18 protein-coding genes are annotated in these 18,796 nt (G+C 60.2%); 11 read left to right on the top strand and 7 right to left on the bottom strand.

What is annotated here, in order from left to right; all coding sequences use genetic code 11:
• Positions 1–117: 117 nt before the first annotated feature.
• Both J4E00_RS12700 and J4E00_RS12695 read left to right on the top strand, forming a co-directional pair.
• Positions 118–1,218 (top strand): sensor histidine kinase, encoded by a 1,101-nt coding sequence (locus J4E00_RS12700; RefSeq protein WP_208175544.1) that lies wholly within the window; start codon positions 118–120, stop codon positions 1,216–1,218.
• A 79-nt stretch (positions 1,219–1,297) separates the two neighbouring features.
• Positions 1,298–1,984, top strand: coding sequence for a LytR/AlgR family response regulator transcription factor (locus tag J4E00_RS12695; RefSeq protein ID WP_208175543.1), 687 nt, complete (start codon positions 1,298–1,300; stop codon positions 1,982–1,984).
• A gap of 15 nt (positions 1,985–1,999) precedes the next feature.
• Here the strand turns inward: J4E00_RS12695 and J4E00_RS12690 are convergent, their stop codons facing one another.
• Entirely contained in the window at positions 2,000–2,671 is a 672-nt protein-coding gene (locus J4E00_RS12690; RefSeq protein ID WP_208175542.1) for a porin family protein, read from the bottom strand.
• 179 nt (positions 2,672–2,850) lie between these two features.
• Between J4E00_RS12690 and J4E00_RS12685 the strand changes: the two genes are divergently transcribed.
• From J4E00_RS12685 to J4E00_RS12660, 6 genes are all read left to right on the top strand, one after another.
• Entirely contained in the window at positions 2,851–3,501 is a 651-nt protein-coding gene (locus tag J4E00_RS12685) for a phospholipid scramblase-related protein (protein ID WP_236049753.1), read from the top strand.
• Between the two features lie 152 nt (positions 3,502–3,653).
• Positions 3,654–4,430: a suppressor of fused domain protein gene (locus J4E00_RS12680; RefSeq protein ID WP_208175541.1), complete on the top strand. Its 777-nt coding sequence runs from the start codon at positions 3,654–3,656 to the stop codon at positions 4,428–4,430.
• Between the two features lie 145 nt (positions 4,431–4,575).
• Positions 4,576–5,949: a type VI secretion system tube protein TssD gene (gene tssD / locus J4E00_RS12675; RefSeq protein ID WP_208175540.1), complete on the top strand. Its 1,374-nt coding sequence runs from the start codon at positions 4,576–4,578 to the stop codon at positions 5,947–5,949.
• A complete protein-coding gene (locus J4E00_RS12670; RefSeq protein WP_208175539.1) occupies positions 5,949–6,566 on the top strand; it encodes a hypothetical protein in 618 nt (205 codons plus the stop codon). The genes tssD and J4E00_RS12670 overlap by 1 nt, the downstream gene beginning before the upstream one ends.
• Complete coding sequence (locus J4E00_RS12665; protein ID WP_208175538.1) at positions 6,566–7,189, top strand: hypothetical protein; 624 nt, start codon at positions 6,566–6,568, stop codon at positions 7,187–7,189. The genes J4E00_RS12670 and J4E00_RS12665 overlap by 1 nt, the downstream gene beginning before the upstream one ends.
• Positions 7,190–7,433: 244 nt before the next feature.
• Positions 7,434–8,066, top strand: coding sequence for a hypothetical protein (locus tag J4E00_RS12660; protein ID WP_208175537.1), 633 nt, complete (start codon positions 7,434–7,436; stop codon positions 8,064–8,066).
• Between the two features lie 185 nt (positions 8,067–8,251).
• On the opposite strand, the gene J4E00_RS12655 is transcribed toward J4E00_RS12660, so the two are convergent.
• The 5 genes from J4E00_RS12655 to J4E00_RS12635 all read right to left on the bottom strand — a co-directional run bounded on the left by J4E00_RS12655 (position 8,252) and on the right by J4E00_RS12635 (position 14,136).
• Positions 8,252–8,659, bottom strand: a complete 408-nt coding sequence (locus J4E00_RS12655) for a hypothetical protein (protein WP_208175536.1) — start codon at positions 8,657–8,659, stop codon at positions 8,252–8,254.
• Between the two features lie 88 nt (positions 8,660–8,747).
• Positions 8,748–10,154, bottom strand: coding sequence for a dihydrolipoyl dehydrogenase (gene lpdA, locus J4E00_RS12650; RefSeq protein WP_208175535.1), 1,407 nt, complete (start codon positions 10,152–10,154; stop codon positions 8,748–8,750).
• Positions 10,155–10,608: 454 nt separating this feature from the next.
• Positions 10,609–11,469, bottom strand: coding sequence for an SDR family oxidoreductase (locus tag J4E00_RS12645; protein WP_208175534.1), 861 nt, complete (start codon positions 11,467–11,469; stop codon positions 10,609–10,611).
• A 112-nt stretch (positions 11,470–11,581) separates the two neighbouring features.
• On the bottom strand, positions 11,582–12,454 hold the full coding sequence (locus tag J4E00_RS12640) for an AraC family transcriptional regulator (protein ID WP_208175533.1): 873 nt from the start codon (positions 12,452–12,454) through the stop codon (positions 11,582–11,584).
• Positions 12,455–12,474: 20 nt separating this feature from the next.
• Entirely contained in the window at positions 12,475–14,136 is a 1,662-nt protein-coding gene (locus tag J4E00_RS12635) for a M1 family metallopeptidase (RefSeq protein WP_208175532.1), read from the bottom strand.
• A gap of 108 nt (positions 14,137–14,244) precedes the next feature.
• On the opposite strand from J4E00_RS12635, the gene J4E00_RS12630 reads away from it, so the two are divergent.
• Complete coding sequence (locus J4E00_RS12630) at positions 14,245–15,168, top strand: EamA family transporter (RefSeq protein ID WP_208175531.1); 924 nt, start codon at positions 14,245–14,247, stop codon at positions 15,166–15,168.
• A 37-nt stretch (positions 15,169–15,205) separates the two neighbouring features.
• Positions 15,206–15,601: a group III truncated hemoglobin gene (locus J4E00_RS12625; RefSeq protein ID WP_208175530.1), complete on the top strand. Its 396-nt coding sequence runs from the start codon at positions 15,206–15,208 to the stop codon at positions 15,599–15,601.
• Between the two features lie 104 nt (positions 15,602–15,705).
• Here the strand turns inward: J4E00_RS12625 and J4E00_RS12620 are convergent, their stop codons facing one another.
• The gene (locus J4E00_RS12620; protein ID WP_208175529.1) at positions 15,706–16,086 is read right to left on the bottom strand and encodes a hypothetical protein; all 381 of its coding nucleotides are present in this window, start codon (positions 16,084–16,086) and stop codon (positions 15,706–15,708) included.
• Positions 16,087–16,421: 335 nt separating this feature from the next.
• On the opposite strand from J4E00_RS12620, the gene J4E00_RS12615 reads away from it, so the two are divergent.
• Entirely contained in the window at positions 16,422–18,779 is a 2,358-nt protein-coding gene (locus J4E00_RS12615; protein ID WP_208175528.1) for a response regulator, read from the top strand.
• Positions 18,780–18,796 lie beyond the last annotated feature (17 nt).

Raw genomic sequence — 18,796 nt, 5'->3', positions numbered from 1 at the left:
CAGGCCACTTTCCGACGAAACTGCTGGCTCAGTTTTTTGGTCGAAAAAATCCCTGTATTGGTCGAAAAGAGTGTGCCTAGCTCCGGCTTCCTGCCCAAAACCTGCCACCTTCGCCCCATGCAACCCGCTCCCCCTGCCGACCGGCCCAGCCGCTTTCCTCTCATCTTCGAAATCCTTGCCTGGGGCCTCTACGTGGGCCTTTACAAGTACAGCACCTACATGAGCGTAGCCGCCGAGCAATACCGGCCCGACGGCCGCTTCAACTTCCCTTACCCGCAGCTGATGCTGTTTGCCCTGCTGGCCACTCTGTATGTGCTGCCCTACTACCGCCTGCTGGTGCCGCGCCTGCTACACCGGCGGCGCTACGTGCTGCTGCTGGTGGCCTCGGTGCTGTACCTGTGGTGGGGCATTAAGCTGAATACCTGGCTGGCGGCAGCGCTGTTTGCCCCGCTGGCGTCCCCGCCGGTGCTAGCCGGCTTCTATCAGCACTTCCTCATCGGCTGGCACCAGGTGCTGCAAGTGGCCCAGCCCCACATTCAGCTGCTGTTTACCGATGCGCTGGTGTTTGGCTGCGTGGCGTTTGCCCAATTCGCCTTTGCCAACGAGCAGCGCCGCCGGCTCCTGGAGCGCGACCACCTGGCCCTGCAGCTGGAGCAGCTCAAGAGCCAGCTGCAGCCCCACTTCCTGTTCAACACCCTCAACAGCATCTACGGCCTTAGTCTAGCCGGCTCACCCGAAACGCCGCGCTTCATCCTGTTGCTGTCGGAGTTGATGCGCTACGTGCTCTACGACAGCGGCCGCGAGTACATTGCCCTGCCCGAAGAAGTCACCTTTCTGGAAAACTACTTCGAGATGGAACAGCGCAAGTACGCGGGGGCCCGCATCACATTTTCAGCGACTGGCGCGGCCGGCGCGGCGCTGCAAGTTCCCCCCTTGCTGCTGCTGCCGCTGGTGGAAAACAGCTTCAAGCACGGCCGCCACCATTATTCCGACGATGCCAGCGTGACGGCCACGCTCCACACCACGCCCGGCCAGCTGCATTTCACCATCGAAAACGACCTGCTTCCCGAAGCGCCGGCCGCCACGCCGCGCCGCAGCGGCGGCATTGGGCTGGTAAACATCCGCCAACGGCTCAACCTGTATTACCCGAACGCCCACGAGCTAGTGCTGTCGGAGCAAAACGGGCGGTACCGGGCCGAGCTGACGCTGCAGGTGTAAAACGTGATATGGGCACAGCCCATTATGACGTTCTGCGCCCGCCTGACGTTCTTTCGCTCCATTTTCCACTGCTTTTCTTATGCTCTCTCCTATTCGCTGCCTGGTTGTCGACGACGAGCCACTGGCCCACCAAGTGCTCACCCAGTTTATCAACCAGACGCCCGGGCTCGCGCTGGCCGGCACCTGCCGCAACGCCATGGAAGCCCACGAGCATCTCAGCAGCCAGCCCGTCGACTTGCTCTTTCTCGATATCGAGATGCCCCTCATGAATGGCCTGGCGTTCCTGCGCACGCTCCAACATCCGCCCAAAACCATCATCACCACTGCTTACCGCGAGTATGCCTACGAGGGCTACGAACTGGATGTGCTCGACTACCTGCTCAAGCCTTTCAGCTACGAGCGGTTCCGCAAAGCTACCGACCGCCTGCAGCCTGCCCCGCTTCCGACTCCCGCCGACGACCCGCATCTGGTGGTACGTGACGCCCGCGGCCTGCTCCGCGTGCCGCACCGCGACATTCGCTACGTGGAGGGCTGTAAGGACTATGTGAAAGTGGTGACTGCGGCCAAAACCCATCTGCACCACGCCACCATGCAGGCCATGACCGACACGCTGGGCCCGGCCTTCGTGCGGGTGCACCGCTCGTTTATTGTGGCGGCGGCCCACATTCAACTCCTCCAGCCTGAGCAGGTAGTGCTGGCCGATGGCAGCCTGATTCCCATTGGCAACTCCTACAAACCGGAGCTGCTGGCGTGGTTCAGGAAATAAGCCCAGTCAGCATTTTTAATGTGCTTCCTGCTTGAATTGATACGCCACCCCCAGTTGAAGTACTTGATTGCGCAGACTGCCGCTATAATTATTTGAGGCCGATGATTCTTCGGTGAGGGATAACAGGCCGGTGGTGGCCCGCAGGCTCAGGGCAAAACCCGCCGGGAGCTTTACCCCACCTCCTGCCCCCAGGCCAAGGTCGGCCCGCAGGTAACGGTCGGCCGCAGCGCGGTCTACGGCGGCAGTGGTGCTGCCCATGAAGCCGCCCACCGTCTCGGTTCCTTTTTCGTGAGCATTTATGAGAATTCCCAGGTGAGGTCCCAGTTCCAGATACCAACGGCCAAAAGTAGCCCGCGCCAACACGGGCACATTCAGATACCCCAGTTGTAGGCGGTAGCGGCCAAAATAGCCAGCATCCTGCACGCTATTGTCCTCCACCTGAAGGTCCAGCTGCTGGTAGCTGTAGCTCACTTCGGGCACTAAAGTCCAGCGGCCCGCCAGGGGCCGCTCATAAAACGCGCCTACGTGGAAGCCAAACCGTCCCGTGGCGCTGGCCTCGCGGTAGGCCCCGCTCCAGTTAAACGTGGACAAAGTGGCGTACCCCACTCCTGCCTTAATTCCGGGCTGTGCCCGCGCCCACGAAGCCAACGCCATCAGCAAAACGGTTGCAACTAGTTTTGTGCTCATAGACCACAATAACGGCAAAAACTGCCATTACACCGTCATACTGCCAGCAGTTGAATTGGCTGAAATATCTGCCGTTTCCGCTGCTGGCTACCGTGAAGACGGACCTACCGCAGATAGCTCAACATGCCCGTCATGGCCGGGCTTACGTAAACAGGGCTTCACCATTCCGGCCGACTTGTATGGAACCGAATCCAATGCTAAGCCACCGCACCTACTTCATCCGGGAGCATCTCGGATTTTTGAAGCTGAAGGACACCTTCGACATTCTTAATGCCGAAACCCGAGAGCACATTGGCTACGCCACGGAAGAAAACCCCGCCTGGATTAACTGGACGCGCCTGCTGCTTCAGAAGCACCGGATGCCCACCAGCGTAGTCGTGCGCAACCTTGCCGACGATGCGCCCGTGCTGCGCCTGGAACGGGGTTGGCGCTTCCTCCGCTCCAAAATCCGGGTGTATGACGGCCAAAATGAGCTGCTCGGTTATTTCGAGAGCAAGATTCTAACTCTGGGCGGGGGCTTCCACGTCTACAACGCCCAGGGCGCCCGGGTGGCCGATATTAAAGGCAACTGGATTGGCTGGGATTTCCGCTTCCTTGATGGCGGTGGGCAGGCCCTGGGGTTGGTTACCAAAAAATGGGCAGGCATTGGCCGGGAGCTGTTCACCACTGCCGATAACTACCTGATTTCCCTTACCGACCGGGGCGCTGCCCAGCCTGCCACGGCCGCCCTGCTGCTGGCCGCCGGCCTGGCCATCGACACCCTCTACAAGGAAGCCCGCAGCCAGGCCACCGGTACCACCAACGCTGATTTCAGCTACACGCCGGGGTAATTTGTGGATGTTAGACGATGTAGGGACGGGGCAAGCCCCACCGGCCGATGCCCGAAATTGTTGGGACGGGGCGGACGACGGGCGGGACCCTGCCCCTACTCGTCCAAATACCACTCGCAACCTTCCCACAAACCCGGGCCGTATAGCCGCTTATGTCTGACACTCCTATTTCCCCCGCCAGCCCCGGCCAGGACGAGCCGGAGCTTTCGCCTTCGGGCGCGCCCATTTACCGCTACGAGGACACCGAGCCGGCCCCGTTTGAGCTGGCCAGTGGCGACGACGATACCATCGCGGCCATTTCCGACCACATCGAGCGCCATCTGGGGCCGGTGAATGGCGTGTACCACGAAATCATTTCCGACAAGGTGCACCTCGACGTGCACGTTGTGCCGCCCAGCGCCGACTTTCCATTCTACGCCCTCATCACGTCGGGCATGAGTGACCGGCCCATGACCGTACCGCCCGGCGCTCCTGCCGACGAGGCCCCGCCGTATGCCGAGCTGTGCATCCTGCTGCCCAGCACCTGGAACATCCCCGCTGACCCAGCCGAAGTAGCCGAAGCGTTTGAGGATGAAAACGTGTACTGGCCCATCCGCTGGCTGAAGATGCTGGCCCGCCTCCCCCACGAGTATGGCACTTGGCTGGGTTTCGGCCACACCATCCCCAACGGGGAGGACGCCGCACCCTTTTCCGACGACACCGAGCTGGGCTGCATGCTGGTCCTCACCGCGCTGAGCCTGCCCGAGGAGTTTCAGACTTTGGTTATCAGCCCCGAAAAAACGGTGCAGTTCTACACCCTCTACCCCATCTACCGCGAGGAGATGGACCTGAAGATGGAACAGGGCGTTGATGCCCTAATCGACCGTTTCGAGGACTACGACATCCGTGATGTGCTGGACCTGACCCGGCCCAATACGGCGCTGGTCTAGCCCAGCACAATGCGGGCTTTGCCTGCTTTTCTGTGTTGACTACCCAAGGCTGGGAGGACAGTCGAAGTGCAGTTTCTGACGGTAGCTCTTTTACATCAGGTTGTTATATCTTTACCAACTAACTGCCGCACTTACTTCCTTGCTCATGGCTTCTTTCCACGCTGAGCTGCATCTGACAGGCACACGCTACCGGGTAGTGCACTGCAACTATGCCTGCCAACAGCCCACCGATGCCCGGGGCCAGGCCAACGCCAAAGTGCGCCACGACCTGCTACACCTGGTGGTGGACGTGCCCACCGACGATGCATTACTAGCCTGGGCCGCTACCCCGCACAAGCCCCTGGCCGGCCAGGTCGTTTTTTACAATGCCACTCAGCTGGTAGCATTGGAAACCATTGCTTTCACGGAGGGCGAGTGCGTGGGCTACCACGAAACCTTCGAAAGCGGGGCCAACGGTGACGGCGCCTACGTGTGCCGGCTCGCCATTACGGCTCCCGCCTTTGAGTTGCGCGCCGGCGGGGCCGCAGCCGCTCCCGCCGTGGCAGCCTCCTCTTTGCAAACGGCAGCTGAAGTAACTACAAAGGCTGCTTCGGCCGCTGCTGCCGTAGCTGCTGCTGCCGCTGCGGCAGAGGCTGCTGCCACCGCCGCGGCTACCGCTTCCGGGGCTTCAGCTACCGCCATTGCCGCCGCTGGAGCGGCTGCGGCGGCCGCCGTCATCTTGCCCGCAGGCTTGCCGGCCGGCTTTATTCCCGAGCACAGCCTACAAGAGTTTGCCGCCACCATCGGTGGGGCCGCACACATGCAACCGCCCGAAGTAATTGAGCAGCTCTACGACTTATTCAACGCCGCTTCGGCGGCCTCGTTACCGGGTCAGCCTTCGCTGGCGCACTGGAAAGCGGTGGAGAACCTGATGCGCGCCTCCCACTACGTGAACCCGAAAGATGGCGAAACCCTGCCGCTGAACGGGCACTGGCCCCCTAGCAACGGCGGCTACCAGCGCCAGACCGTGCAACTCAAAGAGGGCGACACCTACGACCGTTACCAAGGCGGCGTATTCAATAAAAAGCTGGACCCCGTTACTAAGAAACTTGATGCTGACCACGTGACAGGGGATGTATTTGATGTCACATTTGGCGGCAATTTTGTCTCGCCCTTAGGCAAAGCTGGCGTCCCAGATGCTCCGCAGTCCTTCGAGTCGCGGGCACTGAATATGGCAGAGGATAAATATCCTTTCAAATACAAGATTAGCATTCTGGAAGATGTACCTACTGATGCCGTGTATGGGGAGGTAGCCAACGTCATTCCCTGGTACGGCCAACCCGGCGGGGGCACCCAGCTCAATATTTCCTTTCCCAAGGAATACCCGAAGGGCACGCCTTGGAAATACCAGGAGTGGCAGCAGATGCAGGACCAAGGCTTTGCAAAGATTGATTTGCAGTCCTCGCCCAACGGGCAGTTTGAAGTGCTGCCCGATAACCAAGTCCGGCAGCTCCGCGACCATCCCAAAAAAGTAGTCTGATGTCGGCCCTTCCCCCGCTGCTAACCGAAGGCCTGCCCATCCGCCGCCTCGGCATCGTCGCCCAGGCCACGGCCACCATCTGGCGCGACGACAATGACCCACAGGCCGCCACAAAGCCCGAAAGCTATTTGGTACCCGTTACATTTCCCGCCCAGATTCCGCTCGAGGGCGGCTGGCGGCTGCAACACGCTTCGCCCACCACGGGCCAACTCGTCACTGACAATGCCCTGGTTGACCTGTTTCATAGTTCAGACTACCAGAATATTCGGCTGAATACCTTTAGCTTATACAACATTGGCCTGTTGGAAAGCATCGCCGCTGCCTTCACCGACCAGCCAGTTGGCGGCCTAGTGAGCGGGTCGCTCGGGGCCGTAGACGGCACAATCCTACTGCCGGGTGGCTCGCCCCACCTGCACTACTACCGCCCCCAGGAGGCGCCGCACGAGCAATACCTGCTACTCTACACCAACCGCTTCGCCCCCGGCGAGCGACCGAACGAAGTACCCAGCTACGCAGACCTCTACGCCCTGGTACAGGTCGAGCTTGATGAGGAGCGTTTCGTCTTCCTGTTGCGCCAAGCCCTCGATGCGGCCAGAGTGGCGCGCCGCCAGCGCTGATGCCAGCTTCTGCCCCTCTGCCAACCGAAGGCCTGCCCATTCGCCGCCTCGGGGTGGTCAATCAGGCCACGGCCACCATTCAGCGCGATGACAGGAAAGTGCATGCGGGCAATAAGCCCGGAAGACTTGTAATACCTCTCACATTCCCCGCCCAGATTCCGCTGGAAAGCAGCTGGCAACTGCAACACGCTTCGCCCACCACGGGCCTGCTTCGTACTCAAAATGCACTAGTGGACCTGTTCAGCGACCCGCTGCATCAGAACCCTCTTCGTCTCCACACTTCTTTCATGCGCAACATTGGCTTGCTCGACAGCATCGCCAGCGTTTTCAATGGCTTGCGCGCTGACGACGAGCAAGCGGACGGGCGTTACGGCTACCGCTTCCCGCTCCTGCCGCCGGAGTCCATGGCTGACGGCGCGCCTCACCTGCACTACTACCGCCCCCTGGAAGCGCCACAGGAACAATACCTGCTGCTCTTTGACAATTGCTACGCCTCCCAGGAGCCGCCAGATGAGGAGACCAGTCTCGTCAACCTCTATGCCCTCGTGCAGGTCGAATTCGATGAGGAGCGTTTTATTTACCTGTTGCACCAAGCAATCGATGCGGCCTGCCAGACTCATTAAGCTCAATTGGCACCAATGCCGCTTGAGTGGCTCAGCACCGGGCCAGCCATTGCTGGCGTACTGAAAAGCAATGGAGAACCAACTTCTGGCGACGTGTGGAGTCCGCAGTTGACGTGGGCTTGGGGAAAGGCTGGACTCGAATAACCCGGCACGAATAACTGGCTACTTTCACCCGGTCGCCATCTGGCTTAGGGGCCTTGGTCACCGCTATATTTGAACTCAATTCCTTTCCCAACACCACTGCATGACTACTCGACCTTCCCGCTCGCTCATCGACGACCTGGTGAGCTATTTTGACCAGAAAACCGAGGTACAAGCCGCTTACTTCGCTTTTCTGTTCAGCTCCGTTAGCAAAACGCACGACTTATTTCTGGGCGTTGAGCACGTTGGGGAGCTCGAAGGCATCCAGAAAATGACCTTGCTTATCAAGAATGTATATCTGGGCGAAAACCCGATGTATTTCGCATCTACTGAATACGATGCTGACACGTTTGCCATCGTGAAGGAAGAAGGGCTGCTCTTCTTCTCACGCCAGGAAGAAACCGCAGTGGCCCAGGAGCTGCTCAAGCTCTTGTTCGACAAGAGTGGTGGCATTGAGGCCTTGGTAGAAGCCGCGCGCCACCACAGCGTGTATGCCTTGGTTGATGAGGCCAAGCTCCAGGAAAAGAAGCTGGCGGTGCCATCCTTCTCACAGGGCGAAACCGTTATGACTCCGCTCTATACCCATCCCAACATGCTGGCGCTGGCCGGCATGGCAACCGTGCCGCCCGGGCTGGCCCTCGCCCGCGTGACGTGGAGCAAGCACTTGGCCGGGGCCCCGCCCCGGCAGGTAGTGCTCAATCCCGACACTGCCTTCACCGCCGCTTTCGAGCTATAGGGGAGGCAGAATTGGTGGGCCCAAAAGTCCGAGTTGCTCCCACCATGCTGATACCGAAAACCCTTATTTTAGCCACCATTTGATGTGGCGACTGATTTTACCAGCACCCACTACGCCACATTGTGTACCTGCTGATGACAATCTGTGGCCAAAGCGGCTGAAGCTATAGGAACTCCAGGCCGCTTTCAGTTTCTGCCGCGTCCATCAATATGCTTCGGGTTCCACCGGCTTTTGGCGACGCACCACGGCTCGCCCGCCCATTCTTCTAATGTATTTTCGGGCTGGCTCCCTAGCTCTGTCAAAGCAAATAGTGTGGATTGAAGTAAGTCGCTATTCCAATTGGGATGCTGGCCATCCAAATCAAAAGGATAGGAGAATAAGGCGTAAGACTGTTCGTACACCATCAGCTCAATTTCCATAGAGGTGATGGGGTCTATCAAATGCCAAAGCTCTCCTTCTACGGCAATATTCTTGCAGCTAAATATCAGCTCCGTTACCTCAAACAACTTGAGGATGACACTCCCAATTGTTGGAAGCTCATCAGCAAAGGCAACAGAAGTATGATATGGGGTATGGACAAACCATAGCGACAAACCTCGTTCAATTCACAAGATACTCTTAAACATAAAAAGGCCGACGCTACGAGAGCGTCGGCCTTTTTATGCCAATTCGAAATTACGCTTACATGTGAATGGCCCGGTTTTCCGTGGCGGCCAAACAGGCTTCTTTCATGGCCTCAGCGTAGGTGGGGTGCGAGTGACTCATGCGGGCCACGTCCTCGGCGGAGGCGCGGAACTCCATTGCCGTCACGGCTTCAGCGATGAGGTCGGCGATGCGCGGGCCAATCATGTGCACGCCCAGAATTTCGTCGGTGGTTTTGTCGGCCAGCACTTTTACGAAGCCGTCGGTGTCGCCGCTGGCGCGGGCCCGGCCGCTGGCTTTGAAGGGGAACGAGCCCACTTTGTAGGCCTTGCCCTGCTCCTTGAGCTGCTCCTCGGTGTAGCCCACGCCGGCCACTTCGGGCCAGGTGTACACCACACCGGGGATGAGCAGGTAGTTGATGTGCGGCTTCTGGCCCACGATGGTTTCGGCCACGTACACGCCTTCTTCCTCGGCCTTGTGGGCCAGCATGGCGCCCCGAATGACGTCGCCGATGGCGTAGATGCCGGGCACGTTGGTTTGCAGGTGCTCGTCGACCTTGATGCGGCCGCGCTCTTCCATCTCCACGCCAGCGGCTTCAAGGTTGAGGCCGGCGGTGTAGGGCACGCGGCCCACAGCCACCAGGCAGTAGTCACCCTCAAACTTCACTTCTTCACCCTTGGCATTGGTGGCCGTCACGGTTACGGTGTCGCCGTCGCGGGTTGCGCCGGTCACTTTGTGCGAGAAGAAGAATTCAATGCCGATTTTGCCCAGCACGCGCTTCAGTTCCTTGCCGAGGCCGCGGTCCATGGTCGGGATGATGCTGTCCATGAACTCCACCACCGATACCTTGGCGCCGAGACGGGCGTACACGGAGGCCATTTCGAGGCCAATCACGCCGCCACCAATCACAATCATGTGCTTGGGCACTTCGCGGATGTTCAGGGCCTCGGTGCTGGTGATGATGCGCTCCTTGTCCTGAGCAATGAACGGCAGCACCGTGGGCTTGGAGCCGGTGGCGATGATGACGTTCTTGGTTTCAATCTGCTGGGCTTCACCGCCTTCGCGGGGCACGATGCTGATGTGGTTCTTGTCCACGAACGAACCCACGCCGGTGATGACGTCGATTTTGTTCTTCTTCATCAGGTAGGAAATGCCGTCCACGTTGGCCTTCACCACGCCGCCCTTGCGGTCAATCATGCGGTTCATGTCGACGGTCAGGTTGTCGAGGCCGATGCCGTGGTCGGCAAAGGCCGAATGGGCGTTGTGGTAATGCTCGGAGGAATCGAGCAGGGCCTTGCTAGGGATGCAGCCCACGTTGAGGCAGGTGCCGCCCAGGGTGGGGTATTTCTCGATGATGGCCGTTTTGAGGCCGAGTTGGGCGCAACGGATGGCCGCTACATAGCCGCCGGGGCCGGAGCCGATGACGGTGACGTCGTATTGATTCATGAGCCGGAGGTTCGGTGATTGTTCGCGCCGCGAAGGTACGGCACAGCACAGGTGGGTGAGGAGGTTTTTGGGCAAAGCCGAATAAAAGAAGGCCTCACCGGGTCATTAACAATTTCGAGTTCCGTTTGGTCCGCCGGCCCGCAAGTCGTACTAGGTCGCCGGCTCCACTTATCGGTGGCCTTCGTTTACATACCACCTGCCGTCGTCTACTACCAACGCTTGGGAGCACGGTTGACCGAAAACAACTTGGTCGCCTCCTTATCTGCGTTCTCATGAAACAGCTTTACCTACTGGCAGCTACTCTATTGGTCGCCATTGCTTCTCAAGCTTAAATGAGTTCGGTCGGCATTGGCACCACTACGCCCAACGCCAACGCGGCACTCGACATCTGCAGCACCAACAAGGACCTGCTCATTTCCCTCCTCAATTCGGCCACGCGGGCCCGGATTGCTCATTACAGCTTATACAGCTGCTTTACTCCTTCTCTGAGCGACGTGGGCTGGCGGCCTAGCACCGTGGCCAGGTCAAGGCTTACTTCAGATTCCTGGCCGTTTTTAATATCGGTCAGGAAGCCGATGGTGCGCTCAATGGCCAGCTCGGGCAGGCCGCGCTGCCGCATGCCGGCCGCAAAAGCTTCGTCCTCAACGGGCGTATAGCGCACCTGTTTTCCGGAAGCTTCCGTAAGGGCGGCGGCCACGTCGTGGAAGCTATAGGTTTCGGAGCCGGTGAAGTGGTAGGTGCGGCTAGTGAAGTTACGCTCCAGCAGTACGTTGGCAATGGCCTCGCCCATGTCGCGGCGCAGGGCAAAGGACACTTGCCCTGCGCCGGCGGGCAGGTTGATGCCCGTTTCCAGCACGTTGGGACCAGTGAAGAGTGGCAGCACATCCATGTACAGAATGTTGCGGAAAAGAATGTGCGGCAGCCCGCTGGCTTGGATGTAAGCTTCGGTGTCGAAGTGGCGCCCCATGAGCTCATTGACCAGGGTGCTGGGGTCTTTTAGGGCTCGGCTGGTGTAGGCGATGCACTGTACGCCGGCTCGCTTGGCGGCATCTACCACGTTTTTGTGCTCCTGCAGGGCTTCTTCTTCGCCCCCTCCCGAGATGAGCAACACCTGCTCGATGCCCTGCATGGCGCGGTCAAGCGCAGCGGGGTCGCCATAAGTACCGACGCGGATGCTCACACCCTGCGCCTGCAGCGCGGCGGCTTTTTGCACATCGCGCACCAAGGCGGCTAGCTGGGTGGTGGGGGTGTTTTGCAGCAGGGTTTGCAGCACGGCGGTACCCAGGTGGCCGGTGGCTCCAGTTACTAGAATCATGACGAGGAAGGTTGCGTGAGAGTATATAAACGACTGCAAAATTCCTCGCCAAGAGCTGCCCCGGGAATGGCCAGATGGCGGCAGGCTGTGGCAAAAAGGCGGCAAACGCAGACTAGCCCGCTTGCCGGTAGGCGGTGGGCGACAGGCCTGTGCTGTTTTTAAAAAACCGACTGAAAGCAAACTGGTCAGCAAAGTGCAGGCTGGCGGCCACCTGCTGGATGGGCAAAACCGGGTTTTGCAACAGGGCTTTGGCTTCGAGCACCACGGCTTCGGCTATCCAGTCACTGGCGGTGCGGCCGGTCACTTCCTTTACCAGTTCGCTGAGGTACTTGGGCGTGATACATAAGGTAGCCGCGTAGAAGCTTACGCTACGGGCGGTGGCGCTATGCACCTGCACCAGCTGCCGGAAAGCGGCGGCCAATTGCTGGCTGCGGGTATGGCTGGCCGGAAGCGGCGCGGGCTGATGGTCATCGTAGAGCGCGCCAATTTCGAAGAGCAAGCCGTTGAGGATGCTTTTCAGAACGTTGTCCCGCTCGGTGCTCAGCGTGTTGTACTTCTGCTGCAGGAAGCGGAAGGAATCCGCCAGGTTCTCGGCCTGGGCGGCCGAAAGTTGAAGCACGTAAGTGGGCGGCGCCACGAAAAAGCGCAGTTTCCCGGTGACCGCGTTGTTGGTGGTAATAAAGTCCTTGGTAAAGAAAATGGACAGTGTTTCGTAGTCGTCGGCAATGTGCAGCCATTGCTTGATGACGTCCGGCGTGGCCAGTATCAGGCAATTCGGGCCGATGGTATAGGTTTCCAGATTCGCCTTTAGCTCGGCCGCACCCCGCAGGCAGAGGCTGATTTTATAGTAGTCGCCGCGGTACGGGCGGTCCAGCGGAATTTTGGGTTTTGCGGGGGCTGCATAATCGGGGAAGTAGACTTCCACCGGGGCTCCTGCGGGGCTGGCAAACGCCTGCAGCTGGTAGATAGGAATGTGTTCGCTCATCGGGAAAGGGCTGGCGCGGGTCAATCCACTAGTACGCCAATGTAGTAATTGAACGTGTCGACTTCCAGGTTCTCCTTGGTGGCGCCGGCCAGCGCTTTTACCTCCGCAAACTTGGTGGTGGGCGTGATAAACTGGTATTCGCCGCCTTTCAGCCGCACCCGAACGGGCATATCGAATTTGTCGACATCGGCCACCCAGCGGGCCAGGGTTTTGCCGTCTTCGAAGCGAATTTCCAGTATGGGAATACTGCGGTGGCGCAAGTACTGGTCAAATATTTTGGTGAAATCCCGGCCGCTTTCGCGGTTGAGGTAATCTATTACCTGCTGGCCCGTGACAGTCTGGTGGTAGAAGGTGCTGGACAGGCCGCGCAGGATTTGACGCCACTTCTCGTCGTTGTTGAGGATGGTGCGGAGCGTGTTGAGCATGGCGCTGCCCTTGTCGTACATGTCGCCGGAGCCTTCGGTGTTCACACCGTAGGGCCCGATGATGGGCCCGTCGTTCTGAATGTTGCGGCGCTGGCCGTGGATATATTCCTGGCCGGCGGTTTTACCAAATTGGCTGTCTACGAACAGCGCTTCGGAGTAGGTGGTGAAGCTTTCGTGCACCCACATATCGGCAATGTCCTTGCTCGTGATGTTGTTGCCGAACCACTCGTGGCCGCTTTCGTGGATGATGATGAAGTCCCACTTGGTGCCCCAGCCGGTGTTGCTGCGGTCTTTGCCGAGGTAGCCGTTCTGGTACTTGTTGCCGTAGGCCACGGCGCTCTGGTGCTCCATGCCGAGGTGCGGGGCATCTACCAGCTTGTAGCCATCCTGGTACCACGGGTAGGGTCCGAACCAGTGTTCCATGCTTTTGAGCATGGGCTTCACGTTGGCAGCAAACTGGGTTTTGGCCTTGGCTACGTTCTCGGGCAATACCCAGTAATCGAGGGTCAAAGGCCCTTTCTCGCCTTGGTAAGAGTCGGAGAAATGCTGGTAGTCGCCCACGTTCAGGGCCACGTCGTAGTTGTTGATGGGGTTGCGCACGGCCCAGTCGAAGCGGGTGTATCCGTCTTTCAGCTTGGTCGTTTTGCGCAGTCGGCCGTTGGAAACGTCCTTCAGGCCGTTGGGCACGCTGATGCTGATGAGCATAGAGTCCACTTCATCGGCCTGCTGGTCCTTAGTGGGCCACCAGATGCTGGCGCCCACGCCCTGGCAGGCGCTGGCCACCCAGGGCTTGCCCGCGGCATCGGTGGTGAAGACCAGGCCGCCGTCCCAGGGCGCCTTTTTGGCCACCGTGGGATTTCCGGAATACTGGACGGTGAACTCGTCGCGGCTGCCTTTCTGAATGGCTTTGGAGAAGGTCACGAACACCGCGTTGGCTTCGCGGGTAAATGGCACGTCCTTGCCCTGGTACAGCACCTTCTCCACCGTCAAATTAGCGAAAAGGTCAAATTGCAGGCGGGTGAAATCCTGGGTGGCGGTGAAGCGGAAGAGGTTGGAGCCGCTGAGGTAGCGCTTTGCCGGGTCGAGCTTCACGTCGAGGTGGTAGTAGCTAAGGTCGTAGCAGCTACGAAGCGGGCCATTGCCGCCGCGCAGGGAGTCGGCACGGGTGAAGGCTTCGGGCTTGGGCTGGAGCAGCTGGGCGGCAGCGGGCCTGGAGATGGCCAAAGACAACAACGCCAGCAGAAGGATTCTTTTCATTACACAAAGCAACAACGAGCGGCAGGAATAAGAGCCCTGTCATCCAGCCCCCGGCTCCTGCCGGGGTGGGATGACGGGCGTATTTTTGCAACAACCCTTCGCTGTTACATGCCCGATTCCTCCCCAGCCACGCCTTCGCGGGCCGCGCTATTCACCGCTTTCGCTCTCGTGTACCTCATTTGGGGCTCCACGTACCTGGTCATGAAATTTGCCGTGGCCAGCATGCCGCCGTTGCTCATGGCGGGCACACGCTACGGCATCGCGGGCGGACTGCTTTATGGGTACATGCGGCTGCGGGGCGAGCCGGCGCCCACGTTGCGCGGCTGGGGCTACGCGGCGGTTATCGGGCTGTGCCTGTTGGGGTTTGGAAATGGCGGCGTCACGCTGGGCGTGCAGTATTTGCCCAGCGGCATCACGGCGCTGCTGGTGGCCACGGTGCCCATGTTTCTGGCGGTGCTGGGGTGGCTGAGCGGCGTGTCGCCCCGGCCCACTTTGCGGGTGACCATCGGGCTCGGTGCAGGCTTGGTAGGGATGTACCTACTGGCGGCCCACACCACCACGGCAGCCGTGAAGCAGCCGGGCCACGCCGGCCTGGGCATTGCCTGCGTGCTGCTGGCCGCCCTGCTTTGGGCGGTGGGCTCGCTGTATGCCAAGAGCCGCCAGCCGGCCTCCTCCCCTTTCACCTCCGGCGGCATGCAGATGCTGTGCGGCGGCGCGGCCATGGTGCTGGCGGGCCTGCTTCGGGGGGAAGCCACGGGCTTTGAGCTGGCACAGGTCACGGCCAAATCCTGGCTGGCGTATGGCTACCTGGTCACGTTCGGGTCCATTGTGGCCTTCACGGCCTACATCTGGCTGCTGCGGGCGGTAGCGCCAGCGCTGGCCGGCACTTATGCGTTTGTGAACCCGGTGGTGGCGGTGCTGCTGGGCTGGGCCTTCGCCGGCGAAAGCCTGAGCCTGGAGATGCTGGGCGGCGCAGCCCTCACTGTGCTGGCTGTGGTGCTGGTGATACTTGGCGGGCGACAAAAAGCCTAGCCCAGCTGTTTACGGTTCGAACCCCTGCTTTTTGCTTATGCTCGCCTCCTCCCTACCCGACCTTGAAAACGAAGCCGACATCGTCCGGCTGGTCGATGCCTTTTACGGCCGCGTGAATGCGGATGAATTGCTGCGCCCCATTTTCAACGATGTGGCGCGGGTAGACTGGGCCACGCACCTGCCCGCCATGTACGATTTCTGGAGCAGCGTGCTGTTGGGCACCAGTCGCTACAAAGGCCGGCCGATGGCCAAGCACTTCCCGCTGCCCATTGATGCCGCACATTTCCGGCAGTGGCTGGCGCTTTTCCAGGCTACGGTCGATGCCCTTTTTGCCGGGCCCAAAGCAGAGGAAGCCAAGGTGAAAGCCCAGAACATTGGGGCCATGTTCGAGCACCGGATGCGGCCCAATCCACTGTCACTGCTAGGCAGCTAGCGCAGAACGGACAAAACAAAACAGCCACTCCGGACCGGGGTGGCTGTTTCGCATCAACTAAGAATAAGCTAATCAGTATAAATAACGTAATACCTGCGCAAGAACTATTTCAACAGCTCTTTCTCCTGACGGCACACGTCGCGGGCAATAGCCAGGTTGGTTTCGCGGGAATTCACTACCAGGTAGATGAACTTCTTGCCGTCGTCCGACAGGTTGATGAGGTGCAGCTGGTTTGAGAGGGTGATGAGGATGTCATCAATTTTCTCGCCTTGCAGCTTCAGGGCCGACATGGCTTTCTGCTTCTGCTTCACCACCTCGGTGTTGTAGGCAGCGGCGGTTTCGGGGTTCACGTTGGGCGAATTGGTGTGCGAAGCCAGGGCCATGCCCGAAGTAGCATCCACAACGGCTACGGCCACGAGGCTCGGCAGCGAGTTGATGATGTTCTGAACGCACTGACCAGCGGGAGTTGAAGTAGAGTAAGCCATGATGAAAAAGGGGGTTTGAGTAAAACGATGAGAAAAAAGGAGCGACTTAAAACAATGACTGGCAGCTCGTAAGGGGCAAAGCGAAGGAGCTCTCTCCGCCAGGCCGGCCCTGCTGCGCCGTTGACATTACAATGTTAAGGGCACCCTTTTGCCGGCCTTTTGGGTTTTGTGCGGATTGGGCTGTTTTTGATGTGAACGGCCGTATTTTTACAGCGAACCGAATTGCAGCGGGTACTGCGAATGGTCAATTCGGTCCATCAGGACTTCTGATATCTTGTCCCACACACGCCGAATTGACTATTCAGAGCCCTCATTCTTCTCCTCCAGCCCTATCTATGTCCGCTTCTACTTCGGCTCGTTCCATGGCTGCTTCGGCTACGGCCCGCATCGTGGAGCTGGAGGAAGCCCTGCAAGCAGCCAATGACCGCGCCGCTGCCGCCGAGCAGCGCCTTGCGGGTCTGCTGGATCAAACCGGGCCGGGTATGCTGCTCGTGAGCTCCACCGGCACCATCAAGCGCATCAACGAAACCCTGAGCCAGTTGCTGGGCCTGGATGACCCACTCAACTACTGGGAAGAGCAATCCGCCGAAACGCTGCTGGCCCAGGTGCAACGCCTGGCCGTGCTGCCCGAGCATCCGGCCCTGCAGCTGACCGCGCTGCGCGCCGCCGGGCAATCGGTGCTGGGTGAGGCCATCCCCTTGCGCGATGGCCGCATTTTGCTGCAGGACTACGTGCTGCTGCCCGCTCAGCCCGGCGCAGCACGCTCCGAGCTTCTCACCTACCGCCTGGCCCCACCCCCGCGTCCGGCCGATGCCACCACCGAAATCCAGCAGCACGAGTTGTTGAATTACCTGCCAGCGGCCGTAGCTACCCACGACGCCCGGGGCGTGCTACTCTCCTGCAACCAAGCCTTTGCCCTGCTGCTGCAACGGCCGCCCGCGCAGCTGCTGGGGCAGTCTTTGCAGGACTTTATGGAGCCCGCCGATGCGGCCCATGTGCTGCCCACCTACTTAGCGCAATTTGGCGCCCGGTCGGCGGTGACGGGGGTGCTGCCCGTGCTGGCCCGCAACGGACAGCCGCATCAGCTGCTCTATCAGGCCCACCGGCTGGGTCCGGCCGGGCGCACCGATGTGCTGCTCTGCGCCCTCGACATCACGGAGCGCATGCAGGCCGAGGGCGAACTGCGGCGCAGCAAGGAAAAAGCCGAAGCCTCGGCTCGGGCCAAGGAAGCGTTTCTGGCCAACCTCAGCCACGAAATCCGCACGCCCATGAACGGGGTGCTGGGCATGGCCCGCCAGCTCACCAAAACGCGCCTCGACCACACCCAGCAGGAATTGCTGCGCATTATTCAGGCCTCGGGCGAGCACTTGCTATCGGTACTGAATGAGGTGCTGGACCTTACCAAAATCAGCTCCTCGCGGCTGGAGCTGGAGCAGGTAGCGTTCAACCTGCCGGAGTCGATGGAGGAAGCGCTACGGCCGCTGGAGGTGCAGGCTACCGAAAAAGGTATTGCCTTTCACGTGGCGCTGCTCCTGAACTGCGGGCAGTTGCCCCGCGTGGTGGGCGACCCCTACCGCCTCAACCAAATCCTGATTAATCTGGCCTCCAACGCCATCAAATTCACGGAGCCAGACGGCACAATCTCGGTGGGCGGTTACCTTATTGGGCGCACCGAAAGCCACCTTTCGGTCTTGTTTCGCCTCACCGATACCGGCATCGGCATTGCCGAGGACAAGCTGGAATACATCTTTGAGGACTTCGCCCAGGCGGGCGTCGACACGGCCCGGCGCTACGGCGGCACGGGGCTGGGCCTGGGCATTGCCCGCGCTTTGGTAGAGCAAATGGGCGGCAGCATTTCGGTGGACAGCCAGCTCGGGCGCGGCAGCACCTTCCAGTTTACCGTGACGCTGCCCTGCGCCGTGGACGTGGAAGCAGCCCTGCCGCCAGTGCCACTCGATGCCAGTGCCCTGAGTGGCCGCCGGGTGCTGGTGGTGGAGGATAATGCCATCAACCGCGAGGTGGTGCGCCAGCTGCTGCACGGCTGGAATGTGGAGGTGGACGAAGCCGAAAGCGGCCTCGCCGCGCTGGCCCTGCACGCCGAGCGCCGCTACGATGCTGTGCTGATGGACATCCAGATGCCCGGCATGAGCGGCGTGGAAGCCACCGCCCAGCTCCGCCAGCATCCCGACCCCGAACGCGCCCAGGTACCCGTACTGGCCCTCACCGCCAACGCCTTCCGCTCCGACCTTGACCGCTACCTGCGGGCTGGTATCAACGACTGCCTCACCAAGCCTTTTAAGGAAGAAGAGTTCTACCACAAGCTGCTGGCCCTGGTGCAGCCGCCCGAAACCCCGCTCTACGACCTGGCCGAAGTGCACGAGTTGGCCGATGGTGACGCCGTGTTTGTGGAGCGCATGGTGAATTCGTTTATGCTGCACATTCCCCCCGTGATGCAGCAGATTCAGCTGGCCGCCGCTGCCGAGCAGTGGCCGCAGGTGGCCAAGCTGGTGCACCACATCAAGCCCAACCTGGTGCAGTTTGGCGTGGCCAACATAACCTCCGCCTTGCAATTGCTGATGGACGTGCCGTTGCTTGGCAGCGACGATGGCCCCGGCCGGGCGGCGGCCGTGAAGCAGCTGGTGCGGCAGGTAGAGCTGGTGCTGGAGGAACTGCCAGAGGCCCTGGCAGGGTAGCCGAACGCCATAACCGT

Origin of the sequence: Hymenobacter negativus (assembly GCF_017571495.1) — a bacterium.
Classification (GTDB): domain Bacteria; phylum Bacteroidota; class Bacteroidia; order Cytophagales; family Hymenobacteraceae; genus Hymenobacter; species Hymenobacter negativus.
Note: the sequence above shows the minus strand (reverse complement) of the source record. Positions and strands in the feature narration are given on the sequence as shown.

Excerpts from the sequence above, each read along its gene's own strand:
- J4E00_RS12630 (WP_208175531.1), top strand. The coding sequence starts at position 14,245 with ATGCCCGATTCCTCCCCAGCCACGCCTTCGCGGGCCGCGCTATTCACC.
- J4E00_RS12635 (WP_208175532.1), bottom strand. The coding sequence starts at position 14,136 with ATGAAAAGAATCCTTCTGCTGGCGTTGTTGTCTTTGGCCATCTCCAGG.
- J4E00_RS12700 (WP_208175544.1), top strand. The coding sequence starts at position 118 with ATGCAACCCGCTCCCCCTGCCGACCGGCCCAGCCGCTTTCCTCTCATC.
- J4E00_RS12620 (WP_208175529.1), bottom strand. The coding sequence starts at position 16,086 with ATGGCTTACTCTACTTCAACTCCCGCTGGTCAGTGCGTTCAGAACATC.
- J4E00_RS12640 (WP_208175533.1), bottom strand. The coding sequence starts at position 12,454 with ATGAGCGAACACATTCCTATCTACCAGCTGCAGGCGTTTGCCAGCCCC.
- J4E00_RS12695 (WP_208175543.1), top strand. The coding sequence starts at position 1,298 with ATGCTCTCTCCTATTCGCTGCCTGGTTGTCGACGACGAGCCACTGGCC.
- J4E00_RS12615 (WP_208175528.1), top strand. The coding sequence starts at position 16,422 with ATGTCCGCTTCTACTTCGGCTCGTTCCATGGCTGCTTCGGCTACGGCC.
- lpdA (WP_208175535.1), bottom strand. The coding sequence starts at position 10,154 with ATGAATCAATACGACGTCACCGTCATCGGCTCCGGCCCCGGCGGCTAT.
- J4E00_RS12670 (WP_208175539.1), top strand. The coding sequence starts at position 5,949 with ATGTCGGCCCTTCCCCCGCTGCTAACCGAAGGCCTGCCCATCCGCCGC.
- J4E00_RS12660 (WP_208175537.1), top strand. The coding sequence starts at position 7,434 with ATGACTACTCGACCTTCCCGCTCGCTCATCGACGACCTGGTGAGCTAT.
- J4E00_RS12690 (WP_208175542.1), bottom strand. The coding sequence starts at position 2,671 with ATGAGCACAAAACTAGTTGCAACCGTTTTGCTGATGGCGTTGGCTTCG.
- J4E00_RS12685 (WP_236049753.1), top strand. The coding sequence starts at position 2,851 with ATGGAACCGAATCCAATGCTAAGCCACCGCACCTACTTCATCCGGGAG.
- J4E00_RS12625 (WP_208175530.1), top strand. The coding sequence starts at position 15,206 with ATGCTCGCCTCCTCCCTACCCGACCTTGAAAACGAAGCCGACATCGTC.
- J4E00_RS12680 (WP_208175541.1), top strand. The coding sequence starts at position 3,654 with ATGTCTGACACTCCTATTTCCCCCGCCAGCCCCGGCCAGGACGAGCCG.
- J4E00_RS12665 (WP_208175538.1), top strand. The coding sequence starts at position 6,566 with ATGCCAGCTTCTGCCCCTCTGCCAACCGAAGGCCTGCCCATTCGCCGC.
- tssD (WP_208175540.1), top strand. The coding sequence starts at position 4,576 with ATGGCTTCTTTCCACGCTGAGCTGCATCTGACAGGCACACGCTACCGG.
- J4E00_RS12645 (WP_208175534.1), bottom strand. The coding sequence starts at position 11,469 with ATGATTCTAGTAACTGGAGCCACCGGCCACCTGGGTACCGCCGTGCTG.